Raw genomic sequence first — 14913 nt, 5'->3', positions numbered from 1 at the left:
CATGGCCACCCCATCGCAGTGGGTGTCCGGCAAGCCCGGACGCAAGCAAATTGTCATCATCATTTTCATTGTCCTGCTCGGCGTCGCTGCAGGTGCATTCATTCTTCGCAGCGGCGCAAACAGTCCAAAAACCGCAGAAGGGCAGAAGCAAGGCGAGTCAGCGGACGACGGTCACGGGCACGGTAAAGAGGAAGCCGGTGGCCACGAAGAGGAAGCGCCAAAGGGCCCCAATGGCGGGCAGCGATTCAGCGAAGGCGACTTTGGGCTTGAACTGAAGCTAGCAGAAGAAGGCGGTGAGCCGAAGTTCAAGGCGTGGGTGACGGACAAGGACAAGCCAGTGCCACCGGCGGGCACGCAAGTCACGGTCAGTTTGACGCGTCCAGGCGGCGAGCAACAGGAAATCAAGCTCACACCCCAAGCTGGGTTCCTGACGAGCGACCAGGCAGTGCCTGAACCGCACGTTTTCGAAGCCACTGTGGCGGTCGTGACTCCCAAGGAGCCACACCTGTTCACCTTCAGCCAGCAAGAAGGCAAGGTCAACATGACCGATGCACAGATCAAGGCGGCAAGCATCACGCTCGACTCGAGTGGCCCCGCAACCATTCGCAGCGCGTTGCAGTTCCCCGGCGAAGTTCGATTCAACGAAGACCGCACCGCACACGTTGTCCCACGTGTAGCGGGTGTTGTCGAGAGCGTCAGCGCGAACCTCGGGGAGCTGGTCAAGAAGGGGCAGGTCCTTGCTGTGATCTCGAGCTCAACCGTGTCGGAAACTCGAGCCGAATTGCAAGGCGCGCAACGCCGTCGGGAACTCGCGCAGACCACGTACGAGCGTGAAAAGACGCTTTGGGAACAGAAGATTTCGCCCGAGCAGGACGTCCTTCAAGCCAGACAAGCGTTGCGGGAAGCCGAAATTGCTACGGCAAACGCCACTCAGAAACTGCTTACGCTGGGTGCATCGCCGAGCAGCACGTCGCTGGGCCGATTCGAGCTTCGCGCACCCTTCGATGGCATGGTGGTTGAGAAGCACATCGCCCTCGGTGAGTCTGTCAAGGAAGACGCGAATGTCTTCACGATCTCGGATCTGACGAGTGTCTGGGTCGAGATGAATGTTGCCGCACGTGACCTGCAACAGGTGCGTGTCGGTGAGAAGGTCGTCGTTCGTGCAGGTGCCTTCGATGCATCGGCGAATGGGACCGTCTCATACGTCGGCTCGCTGATCGGCGAACAGACCCGGACCGCGCGGGCGCGCGTTGTTTTGGCAAACCCCCAGGGTGCATGGCGGCCCGGATTGTTCGTAAACGTTGAAGCTGTCGCCAACGAAGTCAACTCGGCCGTTACCGTGGCTTCTGCCGCACTTCAGACCATCGATGAAAAGCCCGTTGTGTTCCTCAAGGTTCCGGGTGGCTTCATTCCCCAACCGGTCGAGATCGGCCGAACGGATGGCAAGCGCGTGGAGATCAAAGCTGGACTCAAGCCGGGAGCAACTTACGCCGCTGCCGGATCATTTGTCGTCAAGTCGGAGCAGGGCAAGAGCTCCGCGACGCACACGCACTGAGGCAGACCAAGCGCCATGTTTGAACGCATCATCCGTTTCGCCATCGAACAACGATGGCTGGTCCTACTCGCCGTGCTTGGCATGGCTGGTCTTGGGGTCTACAACTACCAGAAACTCCCGATCGACGCCGTTCCTGACATCACCAATGTTCAGGTCCAGATCAATACCGGAGCGCCAGGCTATTCGCCACTGGAGACCGAGCAGCGCGTCACTTTCCCAATCGAAACCGTCATGGCTGGCCTGCCCGGGTTGATGCAGACGCGCTCGCTCTCCCGCTACGGGTTGTCGCAGGTCACGGTGGTCTTCAAGGACGGGACCGACGTTTACTTCGCCCGGCAGTTGGTCAACGAGCGCCTGCAGTCGGCGACCGGGCAGATGCCGGAAGGCATCCACCCGATGGTTGGTCCGATCTCGACCGGCCTTGGCGAAATTTACCTTTGGACCGTCGAGGCCAAGGACGGTGCCAAGAAGCCCGATGGAACGCCCTACACATCTACCGATCTTCGGGAGATCCAGGACTGGGTGATCAAGCCGCAGCTGCGTAATGTGGCGGGCGTGACTGAAATCAACTCCATCGGAGGTTTCGAGAAGCAGTACCAGATCGCGCCCAATCCGGAGAAACTTTCTGCCTATGGTCTTTCGATGGCGGACGTGGTGAAGGCGCTGGAACGCAACAACACCAACGTCGGAGCTGGCTACATCGAGCGCCGCGGTGAGCAGTACCTCATCCGCGCGCCAGGTCAGGCACGCAGCATGGAGGATCTCCGCAACGTCATCCTGTCGTCCAGCGGCAGCACGCCAATTCGCGTGCGCGACGTCGCTGAAGTCGGCATTGGCAAGGAACTGCGCACCGGCGCCGCGACCGACAACGGCCGTGAAGTCGTTCTGGGCACGGTGTTCATGCTCATCGGCGAGAACAGCCGCATCGTGTCGCAAGCTGTTGGGAAAAAGATGGAAGAGATCAATCGCTCGCTCCCGCCAGGGGTCGAGGCGATCACGGTTTACGACCGCACAGTGCTTGTCGACAAGGCCATCAACACCGTGAAAAAGAACCTCTTCGAAGGCGCAGTTTTGGTGATCGTGGTTCTCTTCCTCTTTCTCGGAAACCTGCGTGCCGCGCTGATCACGGCACTGGTGATTCCGCTTTCGATGCTGTTCACATTTACCGGCATGGTGAATCAAAAGGTCAGCGCGAACCTGATGAGTCTCGGGGCCCTCGACTTCGGCATCATCGTGGACGGGGCAGTGGTGATCGTGGAGAACTGCGTCAGGCGGCTATCCCATGCGCAGGCGAAGTTCGGGCGTCCATTGACCCGAAAGGAGCGCTACCACGAAGTTTTCGCCGCATCGCAGGAAGCACGGCGCGCATTGCTCTTCGGGCAAGTGATCATCATGATCGTGTACCTGCCGATCTTCGCGCTTACGGGCGTCGAGGGAAAGATGTTCCATCCGATGGCGCTCACGGTCGTGATCGCCTTGCTCGGCGCGATGATCCTGTCGGTCACCTTCATTCCCGCGGCTGTTGCGCTCTTCATCGGCAACAAGGTCTCCGAAAAGGAAAACCGCCTGATGCTTTGGGCCAAGAAGGTCTACGAGCCGCTTCTGGACCGTGCGCTCGCGGCCAAGGCCATCGTGTTGACGATTGCGGGGGTTGCGGTGGTGCTCTCGGCCCTGCTCGCCACGCGGCTGGGCAGTGAATTCATTCCAAGCCTTAACGAAGGCGACTTCGCGGTTCAAGCTCTTCGCATCCCCGGCACAAGCCTGACTCAATCACTGGAGATGCAGCAACAACTTGAGCGCACGCTCAAGGCGAAGTTTCCAGAGATCAAACGGATCTTCGCGCGGACCGGGACGGCGGAAATTGCCTCCGACCCGATGCCGCCGAACATTTCGGATGCCTACGTCATGCTCAAGCCGGTCGACGAGTGGCCTGAGCCGAAGCGCACGCGTCAGGAAATCGTCGAAGCCGTGCAGGCAGAAGTGGCAAAGCTGCCAGGCAACAATTATGAGTTCTCACAGCCGATTCAGTTGCGCTTCAACGAGTTGGTGTCCGGCGTGCGGGCCGACGTCGCCGTGAAGGTGTTCGGAGATGACATGGAGGTTCTGAACAAGTCGGCGCGCGAGATCGAAGAGGTGTTGAAGTCCATCCCTGGTGCCGCCGAAGTCAACGTGGAACAGACCAGTGGTCTGCCGATGCTCACGGTCAACATTGACCGGGAGAAGGCGACGCGGTACGGCTTGAACATCGCCGATGTGCAGGACACAATCTCGACCGCCGTGGGCGGGCGAACCGCCGGTACGCTTTTCGAGGGCGATCGTCGCTTCGACATCGTGGTGCGGCTTCCAGACCTGCTGCGCGGAGACCTCGAAGCCATCCGCCGCCTGCCCATCCCGCTTCCAGCCAACTCGGCCGCAGCAACCGCCAGCACCCGGGTTAGCTTTATCCCGTTGGGCGAGGTTGCCTCGCTCGAACTCGCGCCAGGCCCCAACCAGGTCAGCCGTGAAGACGGGAAGCGACGCGTCGTGGTGAGTGCCAACGTGCGAGGGCGAGACCTGGGGTCGTTCGTCACGGAAGCGACGGCAGCCCTGGATCAACGATTGAAGGTCCCCACGGGGTACTGGACGTCTTGGGGCGGACAGTTTGAGAACCTGCAATCCGCTACGCAGCGCCTCCAGATCGTGGTCCCCGTTGCGCTGCTATTGGTGCTCACGCTGCTGTTTGCCATGTTCGGCAATCTTAAGGATGGCCTGATCGTGTTCACCGGCATTCCGTTCGCGTTGACCGGCGGCATTCTGGCGTTGTGGCTTCGTGACATTCCATTGTCGATCACGGCGGCGGTGGGATTCATCGCTTTGTCGGGCGTCGCGGTGCTGAATGGCCTGGTAATGATTTCGTTCATTCGGAATCTGCGCGATGCCGGCGCGTCGCTCGACCAGGCGATCCACGAAGGGGCGCTCACCCGTTTGCGACCGGTCCTGATGACCGCGCTCGTGGCGTCACTGGGTTTTGTGCCTATGGCCATCGCCACCGGCACAGGCGCGGAGGTGCAACGTCCGCTCGCCACTGTCGTCATCGGCGGGATCCTATCGTCGACCGCGCTCACGTTGTTGGTGCTGCCCGTGCTCTACCGACTGCTGCACGGCCGGGACGAGGAAGAGGAAGTTTTCGGCGAGTCCAAGGCGGTCGCAGAGCGGACCCCCCATGACCGGCCTCCGCCCCACGCCAGCGCCTAGTTTCATCCGTGACCGCCCCCGCACGGCTGGCAACCGGGGGCTTTAACTTGATTTCGAGGATCCCCATGAAATTTTCATCACTCATCGCCATCGCGACGATCGGCTTGTCCTTCAACGCTCATGCCGCGGACGACCACAAAGGACACGAGCATGAGAGCAAAGGCAGCGCCCATGCGCACGAGGCCAAGCCCCAGCACGGCGGTGTTGTCGCGGTGGTCAAGGACGTCAACTACGAACTTGTGGCTCGTCCGGACACGTTGACGTTGCATGTAACTGACCACGGGAAGCCGGCGAACCTTTCTGGCGCAAGCGCGAAGGTGACATTGTTGTCTGGCGGCAAGAAAGAAGAGGCAACATTGGTCCCCGCCGGCGAAACGCTGGAAGCAAAGGGCACTTATTCCGTGGGCCCTGGAACCAAGGTGGTCGCTCAGGTATCGCTGAAAGGCCAACCCGCTCAGTCAGCACGCTTCGCGCTCAAATGAAGACCTGATGACTAAGCTGTAATGCGACCGTTCGGAATCTGAGGGACTGGTTTTTTAAAGTTGTCACACGCCGCGCAGCAAGCGGTGCCGATTACCAACCAACCTCAAGGACCAAAAATGCAAAAGTCTTCGCTCCGCCTGTCGCTGGCTTCGATCGCTCTCTCCGCCGCAATGGCTCCGGCATTCGCTGGAAATTACGCTGAAGGCGATCCGCGGCCAGTGGCGCTGACGTCAAGTACTTCGCGTACCGCCGTCGAGGCCGCAACTCGCGCGTGGATGCCGACTGCACCGTCGGCCGGCTACACGCAGGGTGACCCGCGCCCGGTTGCGCGATCCAGTCAGCTATCTCGCGCTGTCGTTCAAGCCGAGACCATGGACTGGGTCAAGTCCGGTTTGGCCGCGATGAGTTATGGGGATCGCAGCGTTGACCCCTCCAGTCCAGCGTACGTCCGAGCAGCGCGCAAGTTTGCCAGTTCGCGCAACGCGAGCCAGGACGCCCAGACTTCCCAAGCACCTGCCACTTCGGCCACCACGGTACGCTGATTCAAACTCGCGATTGAGAACTTCGGTCGGCATGGTCCGACAGCTGTCCCGAACACCGCTACTCGGTTTCAGAGAGCGGTGTTTTTTTGTTTATGACAGCCAGATGACCCGGTTGTAATTGATGTGGTGGCGACTCGTCGGCTTGGACTTCTAGAGTCGATGTTGCGCCTCGATCGGTCGATCAGGCGACTAACCACCAGGAGCCAACATGTCTGTTCTCAACCTCCGTTCTCTTGCCATCGCCGGCGCGCTGTCGGCCGTGCTTGTGCCAACCAGTTTTGCAGCAGGGGCGTATCACTCGACGACGTCAGAAATCGGTGCGACCTATCACCCCGATCACATCAATCAAGCAACGCGCGCTCAGGTTGCATCCGATCTTGACAAGGCGCAGAAAAACCCGCGCTGGAGCAGCACCTACAGTCGTGGGGCGCCATGGCCCGCCGCGGGGTCCGGTGAACCGAAGACGCGGGCGCAGGTGAATGCAGAACTGCAGGCGGCAATGAAGCACCCAGCTTGGAATTCGGTAAGCCGAGGGGCACCATGGCCTCCGGTGCTGACGACAGGGAAATAATCGTTTCGATCAGCACGGTGATCACACATCGCCTTGCGGTTGCCTCGAACTCTGCAGCGGGCGCTGACCAAAAAACTCACTTCATTCTTCTGCTTCCAACCGCACTAAAGTGAAACCGATACGCGTCACGCCCCTTGCTGACTCGGCGAAAGGCTTCCCGCCGTGCATGCGTGCGATGGCGGCCACGATAGCAAGCCCGAGTCCATGGTGGCTGGACGAGCCGCTGCGTGAAATGTCCGCTCGGTAGAAGCGTTCGAAGAGCCTCGGCAGCGCCGCTGGATCAATCTTGTCGCCTCTGTTGACGACAGAAAGCCTCACCATCATGTCTTGGTGTTCGATCTCGACGCAGATGAGGCTGTTCGTTTTGGCATAGCGAATTGCATTACTCAGCAGATTTGACACGGCCCGACGAAGCAGCCCAACGTCGACCTGGACCACGGCGTCGCCGTCAATGCGAAGTGAGAGTGCAGCCGCCTCCAGCTCGGCCTCATGGAACTCTCCGACGGCCGCCACCTGCTCTGCGATGCTCAAAAGTCTCCCGCGTCGAGCTCGGGCACCGCGGTCAGCCTTGGACAGAAAAAGCATGTCCGTGACGATGGCCGACAACCTTTGCGCTTCCTCAAGCTGTGAGCTCATTGCTTCGCGCAAGGCGCCGACCGGGCGAACTTGGCTGAGTTCGATCTCAACCTGGGCAATCATGTTGGCTAATGGCGTCCGCAGTTCGTGCGCGACGTCGGCATTGAAGGCTTCAAGCTGTGCGTAAGCTCCTTCCGCCCTCTCGAGCAGCGCGTTGAACTGCTCGATCCAGGGGTGAAGCTCGCTGGCGTAAGACGTGGCATCGATACGGGCCCCAGGCCTTGTCGGACCGGCTGCGGCTGTCTGCGCGGTCAACTGTTTGAGCGGCCTGAGACCACGCCTCACAATCAAAAATCCGGTCCAGGCAACGCCAAGCGATCCCAAGGTCGCTGCCGCGACCAACGTCCAGGCAAGTCGCTCGAGCAACAGATCGTCGCTGCTCGAATCTAACGTGAGTTCGAGCCGAACCGGTGCCTCCTCGAACTTCAGTCCGTCAAGACTGAGAGTTTTGAAGACGGAGTGGCCTTGTGGAACCGGGCGCTGCGAGCGGTAGATCTGCTGTTCACCAGCGAGAAGTACCACCTGAATGTCCGGATGGGTCTGAAAGTAGTCGTCCAGTTTGTGGCGAAGTGCATTCAAGTTCGGCGGCGTTCGCGTTTCGGCGATTGCGTGACGCACCAGATCACTGTGGCGATCAAATTCTTCAGCCTGCTTGAGCTGAAAGCTCCAGCGCGTGATGCCATAGACGACAACGCACACGATGCTCAGGCCGATCAGCGCCTGCAAGGCAAACCAACGCGATAACGAACGTTGGATCGAGACGGCCTTCACGTTCAACCGTCGTCGCGCTGTTCAAGAACGTAACCCATGCCGCGCACTGTATGGAGCAACTTATCTTCGAAGGGATCGTCGATCTTCGCGCGCAGCCGGCGCACCGCAACCTCCACAACGTTTGTCTCGCTGTCGAAGTTCATGCCCCAAACCTGATCTGCAAGGACGGCGCGCGACAGCACCTGACCCTGGCGACGAAGAAGCAATGAGAGCAAGAAGAACTCCTTGGCTGTCAAGTCGAGCCGTTTGCCGCCTCGGCTTGCTCGCCGCGTCGTTAGATCGAGTTGGAGGTCGGCGAGCGCGAATCGCGTCGACTCCTGCAGTGAACCACGTCTCAGTAATGCGCGGACTCGTGCCAGCAACTCGGTAAAGGCGAAGGGCTTCGCTAGGTAGTCGTCCGCACCAGCCTCAAGCCCCTTGACTCGGTCAGCGACATCGTCGCGCGCCGTCAGCATCAAGACCGGCGTCGCGGATGACTTGCGCACGACATCTAGGATCTTAAAGCCATCCACGCCGGGGAGCATCACGTCGAGGACGATCGCATCGTAGTTACCGGTGAGGGCCATTCCAAGGCCTTCCGTGCCGTCGCGCGAAAGATCCACATTGAAGCCACTTTCGATCAAACCCTTTCGCAGGTAATCGCCAAGCTTCATTTCGTCTTCGATCACCAGGAGATGCATCTTCTAATCCTAACGTCGGTGGACATTCGGGCGGATTACATTTCCGTCATCTACGCCGAGTGCGAACCGCGGGGCTGAGTGTCGCGCCCGATCCGCGCTGTGCCTTTGCAGCACATTACCGTCTTGTAATGTCTGCGTGGGGTGGCTGTCGGCCGCGGTTTCTAGAGTCGTCGAACGTGCCAGAGAAGGCATCGCCACAGCCAGCCGCTCAAGCGTTGGCCAAGACAACTCCAAGTCATGCCGCACCCCCAGGCCCACGCGCGATCGCTCAATGAGTACGGCCGAACAGCCTCTCAGAAATCACTTCACTTCGAAGGCATCTCGCCGCTATTGGGTTGCCTTGCCACGGTTGCGTGGATTCTCGCATTCGACAACTTCGCATTCTGGAAAACCATCGCCAGCGCGCAGGGTGGCATGTCATGGGAGGCTGGTGGAGCAATGGCTGGACTTGCCCTGGTACTGCTTTTCATGTTCTCGGCGGTGCTGCGCCCGCTCGCGGGCGGCCGACTTGGCTGCTTAATGCTGGGAGCAGTGCTACTTGCCTCTGCCAGCATCTCGCACTACGTCGACGCCTGGGGATTGCTGTTTGACAAAGGGCTCGTGCGAAACATGGTGGAAACCGACGCGCGGGAAGTTCGCGAGTTGTTGTCTTGGCCTGCGTTGATCGATTTGTTCTGGCGCGGTTTGTTTCCGGCGGCGCTGCTGCACTTTGTCGGTGTTCGACGCAGCACCGCGTCTCGAGCCATTCGACAGACCATCATGCTGACGAGTGTTGGGTTGGCGACGGCGGCAGCGGTCGCGATGATCTTCTACGGCACTCTGGCCTCGACCTTTCGGAATCACCGAGAGCTGCGCTTTCAACTGGTGCCGTCGAACTTCATCAATGCGACGTACGGCTACCTCAAGGCCGATCGCACCTCCACCGCTCCATTGATTCCAGTGGCTCTTGATGCCACACGGAAAGTCGGGGCCAACGCCAAGCCACTTGTACTGGTTTTCATCGTTGGTGAGACCGCGAGAGCCGCCAATTTTTCGCTTGGTGGCTACGCCCGCGATACCAACGTCGCACTCGCAGATTCAAATGCGGTCTATTTCAGCGGCGTGGTTGCATGCGGGACCGACACAGCTACGTCGTTGCCCTGCATGTTTTCCGATCTCGGCGTAGCAGGTTTTACCAACGCCAAGGCGCAATCGCGTGAAAACGCCTTGGACGTTCTGCAGCGAACTGGCGTGAGCGTCGAATGGATCGACAACAACTCGGGTTGCAAAGGAGTGTGCAGCCGTGTGCCGAACCGCCAACTGCCGACGATAGATGATGGAATTTTTTGTGATGGCACTGCGTGCCTCGACGGTGTGCTGGTCGATGCTCTTCGTGCAAGCTTGGCTGAAGTTAAAGGAGACAGCGCCATCGTGCTGCATCAAATGGGAAGCCACGGGCCGTCCTATTTCAAACGCTACCCTGCGCCGGGGCCGTTCCAGCCAACTTGCGACACAAACCGCATTCAGGCTTGCGACGTAAGCACCTTGGTAAACACGTACGACAACTCCATCGACTACACCAGTCAGACCATTGCACAGGCCATCAGTGTTGCCAACGCGCAGGCGGCAAACATGGACGTGGCCGTGATCTACCTCTCTGATCATGGTGAAAGCTTAGGGGAGCGGAACATCTATCTTCACGGTCTTCCCACTTTGCTCGCACCGAAGGAGCAGACACGGGTTCCGATGATTGTGTGGATGTCGGAAGGTGTGCAACGCCGCCTTCGAACGCCAAAGTCGTGCTTGACGTCAATCTCGGGCCAACCGCTTTCGCACGACAACGTGTTCTCTACTTTGCTCGGGTTCTTCAGCATCAATACGAAAGCGTACCAGCCGAGTTTGGACGTCTGGTCAGTTGCTCGAAGCAGCTCGAATTGCACCGACACCGAACGCTTGACTCTGAAGTGACTTCAGGGTTTCCAATCTCCTTTTCTATCGATACGAATTACCAAGGAATTGCATGAATTTGCTCTCAAAAGTGCTTCGCAACCTCTCTAGTGATCACGACGGGCGACGGTCCCACGGTTCGTCTCGCCGATCCGACGACCACGGCGGACACGGCAGCGCACGTCAACAGACTGTCTACAGCGGTAGTGCCGGCGACTGTGCTTCGTGCCGGACGCCTCTGGCTCCAGGTGCCAAGTTCTGCGCGGAATGCGGAGCTTTGGCGGCATCGAGCATCTGCAGGTCGTGCTCCGCACCACTAGCGAAATCGGCACGCTTCTGCGCTGGATGTGGCACCTCTGTGAGCTGACATGCGTGAGCAATCGCCGAACCACCGTGCTCTAGAAGCGCTGGGTTCAGTGCTGCTCGGCACCATCGGATGTTGGCGCCGGCCGAAAATTGACCCACCTGTGAGGGTTGTGCCGCTTCAAATTTGACCCGGGTGTTCAGCCTACCCTGCTGCTTTTTTAAGCGGCGGGGGTATGAGGAGTGATCACCATGGCCATGATTGGCAAGGTCCTGCGGATGCACCACCGCGAGAAGAAGTCGGTGCGCGAGATCGTGAGGGCGACGAGCCTGTCGCGCAACACGGTGAGGAAGTACCTGCGAACGCCGGTGGCGCAGCCACCGAAGTACCGTCGCCGCCCGGCGGCGACGAAGCTGGCGCCGTTCATCGAAACGATCAAGATGGCGCTGCTGGCCGATGCGCGCCGCCCAAGGAAGGAACGGCGAACTGCCAAGGCACTGCTTCAGCAGATCGCCGCGGCGGGCTACGAAGGCGGCTACACGCAACTGACGGACTTCATTCGTACATGGCGCGCCAGCCAGGGCGGCGTTGCAATCGGCAAGGCATTCGTGCCGTTGACCTTCGAGCTGGGCGAGGCGTTCCAGTTCGACTGGAGCGACGAGTCGCTGGTCATCGGGGGCCTGTACCGCAAGCTGCAGGTGTCGCACATGAAGCTGTGCGCGAGCCGCGCGTTCTGGCTGGTGGCGTACCCGAGCCAGGGCCACGAGATGCTGTTCGATGCGCACACGCGCTCCTTCGCGGCGCTCGGCGGTGTGGCGCGTCGCGGCATCTACGACAACATGAAGACCGCCGTGGACAAGGTGCACAAGGGCAAGGGCCGCACCGTCAACGCGCGCTTCGCGGTGATGTGCGCGCATTACCTGTACGACCCGGACTTCTGCAACGTCGCTTCGGGCTGGGAGAAGGGTGTGGTGGAGAAGAACGTCCAGGACAGCCGCCGGCGCATCTGGATCGACGCGCGTGAGCGGCGCTTCGCCAGCTTCGACGAGCTCAACGCCTGGCTGGGGGAACGCTGCCGGGCGCTGTGGGAAGAAGTCCGGCATCCCGAGCACAAGCAGTTCAGCGTTGCCGAAATGCTCGAGCACGAGCGGGTGCAGTTGATGCCGATGCCGGCCGCGTTCGATGGCTACGTCGAGGAGGTGGCCCGGGTGAGCAGCACCTGCTTGGTGTCGGTAGCGCGCAACCGCTACTCGGTGCCATGCGAGTTGGCCGGGCAGATGGTCAGCACGCACCTGTACCCGACGCGCGTGACGGTGGTCGCTGGCGACGGTGTCGTGGCCGAGCATGAGCGTCTGACGGACAAGAGCAAGACGCGCTACGACTGGCAGCACTATGTGCCGCTGGTGCAGAGGAAGCCAGGCGCGTTGCGCAATGGCGCACCGTTCACCGATCTGCCCGAATCATTGCAGCGGTTGCGTCGTGCACTCTTGCGCGAGAGCGGAGGCGACCGGCTGATGGCCCGGGTGCTGGCCTTGGTGCCGACGGCCGGACTGGAGGCGGTGCTGGTGGCCGTAGAGCTGGCGCTGGACGGTGCACCGCCCTCCGGGCGTGTGAGCGTCGAACACGTCATCAACGTACTCGCGCGTTTGAACTCGGCGCCGCGGCCAGAGAACGTCGAGACGTCGCTGCAGGTGCTGACGCCGCCGATCGCCGACACGGCTCGCTACGACCGGCTGCGCGACTTGAACAAGATAAGGGAGGCCGGTCATGCGTGACGTCATCGCCGAACTCAAGACGCTGCGCCTGCACGGCATGGCGGGAACCTGGGCCGATCTGATGGAGCAGGACAACACCGAGCTGGAGCGTTCGCGCTGGCTGGTCGAGCAGATGCTGCGTGCCGAGACGACCGAGCGCGCCACGCGCTCGGTGACCCACCAGATGAACGCGGCGAAGTTCCCTGTGCACCGGGACCTTGCAGGATTCGACTTCGAGGTCTCGGCGGTCGACCGCAAGCTCGTGCTGCAACTGGCCGAAATGGCCTTCACCGACGAGGCGCACAACGTCGTGTTGGTGGGTGGCCCCGGCACGGGCAAGAGCCATCTGGCGACCGCCATCGGCGTGGCGGGCATCACGCAGCATGGCAAGCGTGTGCGCTTCTACTCGACCGTCGACTTGGTGAACGCACTCGAGCAGGAGAAGGCCCAGGGCAAAGCGGGGCGCATTGCGGCGAGCCTGCTGCGCCTGGACGCGGTGGTGCTCGACGAGATGGGATACCTGCCCTTCAGCCAGGCCGGCGGGGCATTGCTGTTCCACCTGCTCTCAAAGCTGTACGAGCACACCAGCGTCGTGGTGACGACCAACCTGGACTTCGCTGAATGGAGCAGTGTGTTCGTGGATCCAAAGATGACGACAGCATTGCTGGACCGGCTCACGCACCACTGCCACATCGTGGAGACGGGCAATGACAGTTACCGGATCACGCACGCCACTGCCAACTCGAAGAAGCGCATCAAAGCTCGTGAGCAGGAGCGAAAGGCGTCGGCTGGAAACGCCGGTTGAGCAACACCGCAGAAGGGGACAAGGCGCTGCGGGCTTCGCCCTTCGCGCCTTCTTCGTGCAAGCGATCAGTCATCAGAAAGGAAACCGGGAAAGGACGAAGACGGTAGAGTTATGCACAGCCGGCATCCACGATGCCGGCTTCCATCCCCGGGTCAAAGTTCAAACGGCAGGGTGGGTCAAAGTTGAACCGGCGCCGACACACCATCGGATTTACCGCGCTCGTCGCTTGCACATCTTTCCGACATGAGGTCGCAGAGTTTCAAGCTGGGTGGCGGATTGCAACAGTCACTGAGGTAGGCAGGGCTGACGACCTTAAGTCCAGCGGACTTACGGATTGCAGAAAAGGCGCAACCAACGAACAAGTTGCAAACGCGCGGTTTGCGGTGCTTTCGTACCGAACGGTGGGTGCTCGGCAGCATTTACACATAGTCATCCTTGACGAACGAACGCAAGTCGCTGTCGGCGACACCGTCTATGCAAATGTCGAAGAATGCGGCGCTCCTCTTCAAGTTCGAAATGCGCCAACAGACTGGCCCACCGGTTTGCCCAAAAACTTAAACAACAGGCATTGAGATGACATCTGGACACTCCCACACCCCAACGCCCGGCCAGGCCGGTGCAAGCCACGAAAAATCCTTGTGGATTGCTTTGATCCTTACCACTTCGTTCATGGTGGCTGAAGTCATAGGCGGGATCGTGACTGGAAGTTTGGCACTGATCTCTGACGCGGCGCACATGTTTACAGATGCAGCAGCGCTCGCCATTTCGTTGTCCGCCATACAGATCTCCAAGCGAGCCGCAGATGCCAAGCGAACGTTCGGCTACCACCGGTTCGAGATCTTGGCAGCCGCCTTCAATGCTCTTTTGCTCTTCGCGGTCGCCATCTACATCCTTTACGAAGCATGGCAGCGGTTCAACACGCCGCAAACAGTGCAATCGATTCCGATGTTGGTGATTGCCTCCCTCGGGCTGGTGGTGAACCTGATCAGCATGCGGCTCCTGATGGGTGGCAAAGAGGGCAGCCTGAACATCAAGGGCGCCTACCTAGAGGTCTGGAGCGACATGCTCGGCTCATTGGGCGTGATCGTCGGCGCCGTTGTGATTTGGTTCACGGGATGGACCTGGGTGGATTCGATCATCGCAGTGGCCATCGGACTTTGGGTTCTCCCGCGAACTTGGACTCTGCTAAGGGACAGCATGAACATCTTGCTCGAGGGCGTACCCGACGGGATCGACATCGCTTTGGTCGAGAAGTCTTTCCTGAAACTGCCTGGCGTCGAGTCGATTCATGACTTGCACGTTTGGGCGATAACTACCGGTAAGACAAGCCTCAGTGTCCACGTTGTAAGCACTACTGGCGATTTCGATCGCTTGGCCATTGACGCGGCAGAGATGTTGGAGAAGGAATTCAACATTCACCACTGCACAGTTCAGATGGAGCGCAACCCGTGCATACAGGCCACAGGCATCCATAAATTCGGTTAATTGAACTCGTTGGCCACATTCCATGCAACGCCGGGTTCCTGACGCGTCAACTTCGTTGACCGTTCTAATGCTCTACATCGGCATCCTTTGTGTTGGTGCTGTTGCAGTTGCGGTGGTTCGTTGGTGGTTACGTGTTCGTGGCCCACAAGGACTTCGCAACAGGTCGT

Annotated in this window: 11 protein-coding genes; 9 read left to right on the top strand and 2 right to left on the bottom strand. The window is 60.0% G+C overall.

Annotated features, from left to right (window positions below; all coding sequences use genetic code 11):
* Nucleotide 1: 1 nt before the first annotated feature.
* The 4 genes from AX767_RS09625 (at nt 2) to AX767_RS21340 (ending at nt 6385) form a co-directional block, all read left to right on the top strand.
* On the top strand, nt 2-1555 hold the full coding sequence (locus AX767_RS09625; protein WP_068630783.1) for an efflux RND transporter periplasmic adaptor subunit: 1554 nt from the start codon (nt 2-4) through the stop codon (nt 1553-1555).
* A gap of 15 nt (nt 1556-1570) precedes the next feature.
* Nucleotides 1571-4789: a CusA/CzcA family heavy metal efflux RND transporter gene (locus AX767_RS09620; protein WP_068630781.1), complete on the top strand. Its 3219-nt coding sequence runs from the start codon at nt 1571-1573 to the stop codon at nt 4787-4789.
* 65 nt (nt 4790-4854) lie between these two features.
* Complete coding sequence (locus tag AX767_RS09615; RefSeq protein WP_068630778.1) at nt 4855-5271, top strand: hypothetical protein; 417 nt, start codon at nt 4855-4857, stop codon at nt 5269-5271.
* A 751-nt stretch (nt 5272-6022) separates the two neighbouring features.
* Entirely contained in the window at nt 6023-6385 is a 363-nt protein-coding gene (locus AX767_RS21340; RefSeq protein ID WP_156481010.1) for a DUF4148 domain-containing protein, read from the top strand.
* Between the two features lie 81 nt (nt 6386-6466).
* On the opposite strand, the gene AX767_RS09610 is transcribed toward AX767_RS21340, so the two are convergent.
* On the bottom strand, nt 6467-7792 hold the full coding sequence (locus tag AX767_RS09610) for a heavy metal sensor histidine kinase (protein ID WP_082754957.1): 1326 nt from the start codon (nt 7790-7792) through the stop codon (nt 6467-6469).
* Nucleotides 7793-7794: 2 nt separating this feature from the next.
* Nucleotides 7795-8472, bottom strand: coding sequence for a heavy metal response regulator transcription factor (locus AX767_RS09605; RefSeq protein WP_068630774.1), 678 nt, complete (start codon nt 8470-8472; stop codon nt 7795-7797).
* A 237-nt stretch (nt 8473-8709) separates the two neighbouring features.
* On the opposite strand from AX767_RS09605, the gene AX767_RS09600 reads away from it, so the two are divergent.
* The 5 genes from AX767_RS09600 (at nt 8710) to AX767_RS09585 (ending at nt 14746) form a co-directional block, all read left to right on the top strand.
* Nucleotides 8710-10419, top strand: coding sequence for a phosphoethanolamine transferase (locus AX767_RS09600; RefSeq protein ID WP_082754955.1), 1710 nt, complete (start codon nt 8710-8712; stop codon nt 10417-10419).
* A 52-nt stretch (nt 10420-10471) separates the two neighbouring features.
* Nucleotides 10472-10765, top strand: a complete 294-nt coding sequence (locus AX767_RS22270; RefSeq protein ID WP_082754953.1) for a zinc ribbon domain-containing protein — start codon at nt 10472-10474, stop codon at nt 10763-10765.
* A 188-nt stretch (nt 10766-10953) separates the two neighbouring features.
* Entirely contained in the window at nt 10954-12477 is a 1524-nt protein-coding gene (gene istA, locus AX767_RS09595; RefSeq protein WP_068633399.1) for an IS21 family transposase, read from the top strand.
* Complete coding sequence (gene istB / locus AX767_RS09590) at nt 12470-13261, top strand: IS21-like element helper ATPase IstB (RefSeq protein WP_068629574.1); 792 nt, start codon at nt 12470-12472, stop codon at nt 13259-13261. The genes istA and istB overlap by 8 nt, the downstream gene beginning before the upstream one ends.
* Before the next feature lie 573 nt (nt 13262-13834).
* Nucleotides 13835-14746, top strand: coding sequence for a cation diffusion facilitator family transporter (locus AX767_RS09585; RefSeq protein ID WP_068630770.1), 912 nt, complete (start codon nt 13835-13837; stop codon nt 14744-14746).
* The last annotated feature ends 167 nt before the right edge of the window (nt 14747-14913 follow it).

This window comes from Variovorax sp. PAMC 28711 (assembly GCF_001577265.1).
Taxonomy (GTDB): domain Bacteria; phylum Pseudomonadota; class Gammaproteobacteria; order Burkholderiales; family Burkholderiaceae_C; genus Variovorax.
This window is presented reverse-complemented; position numbering and strand designations above follow the sequence as displayed.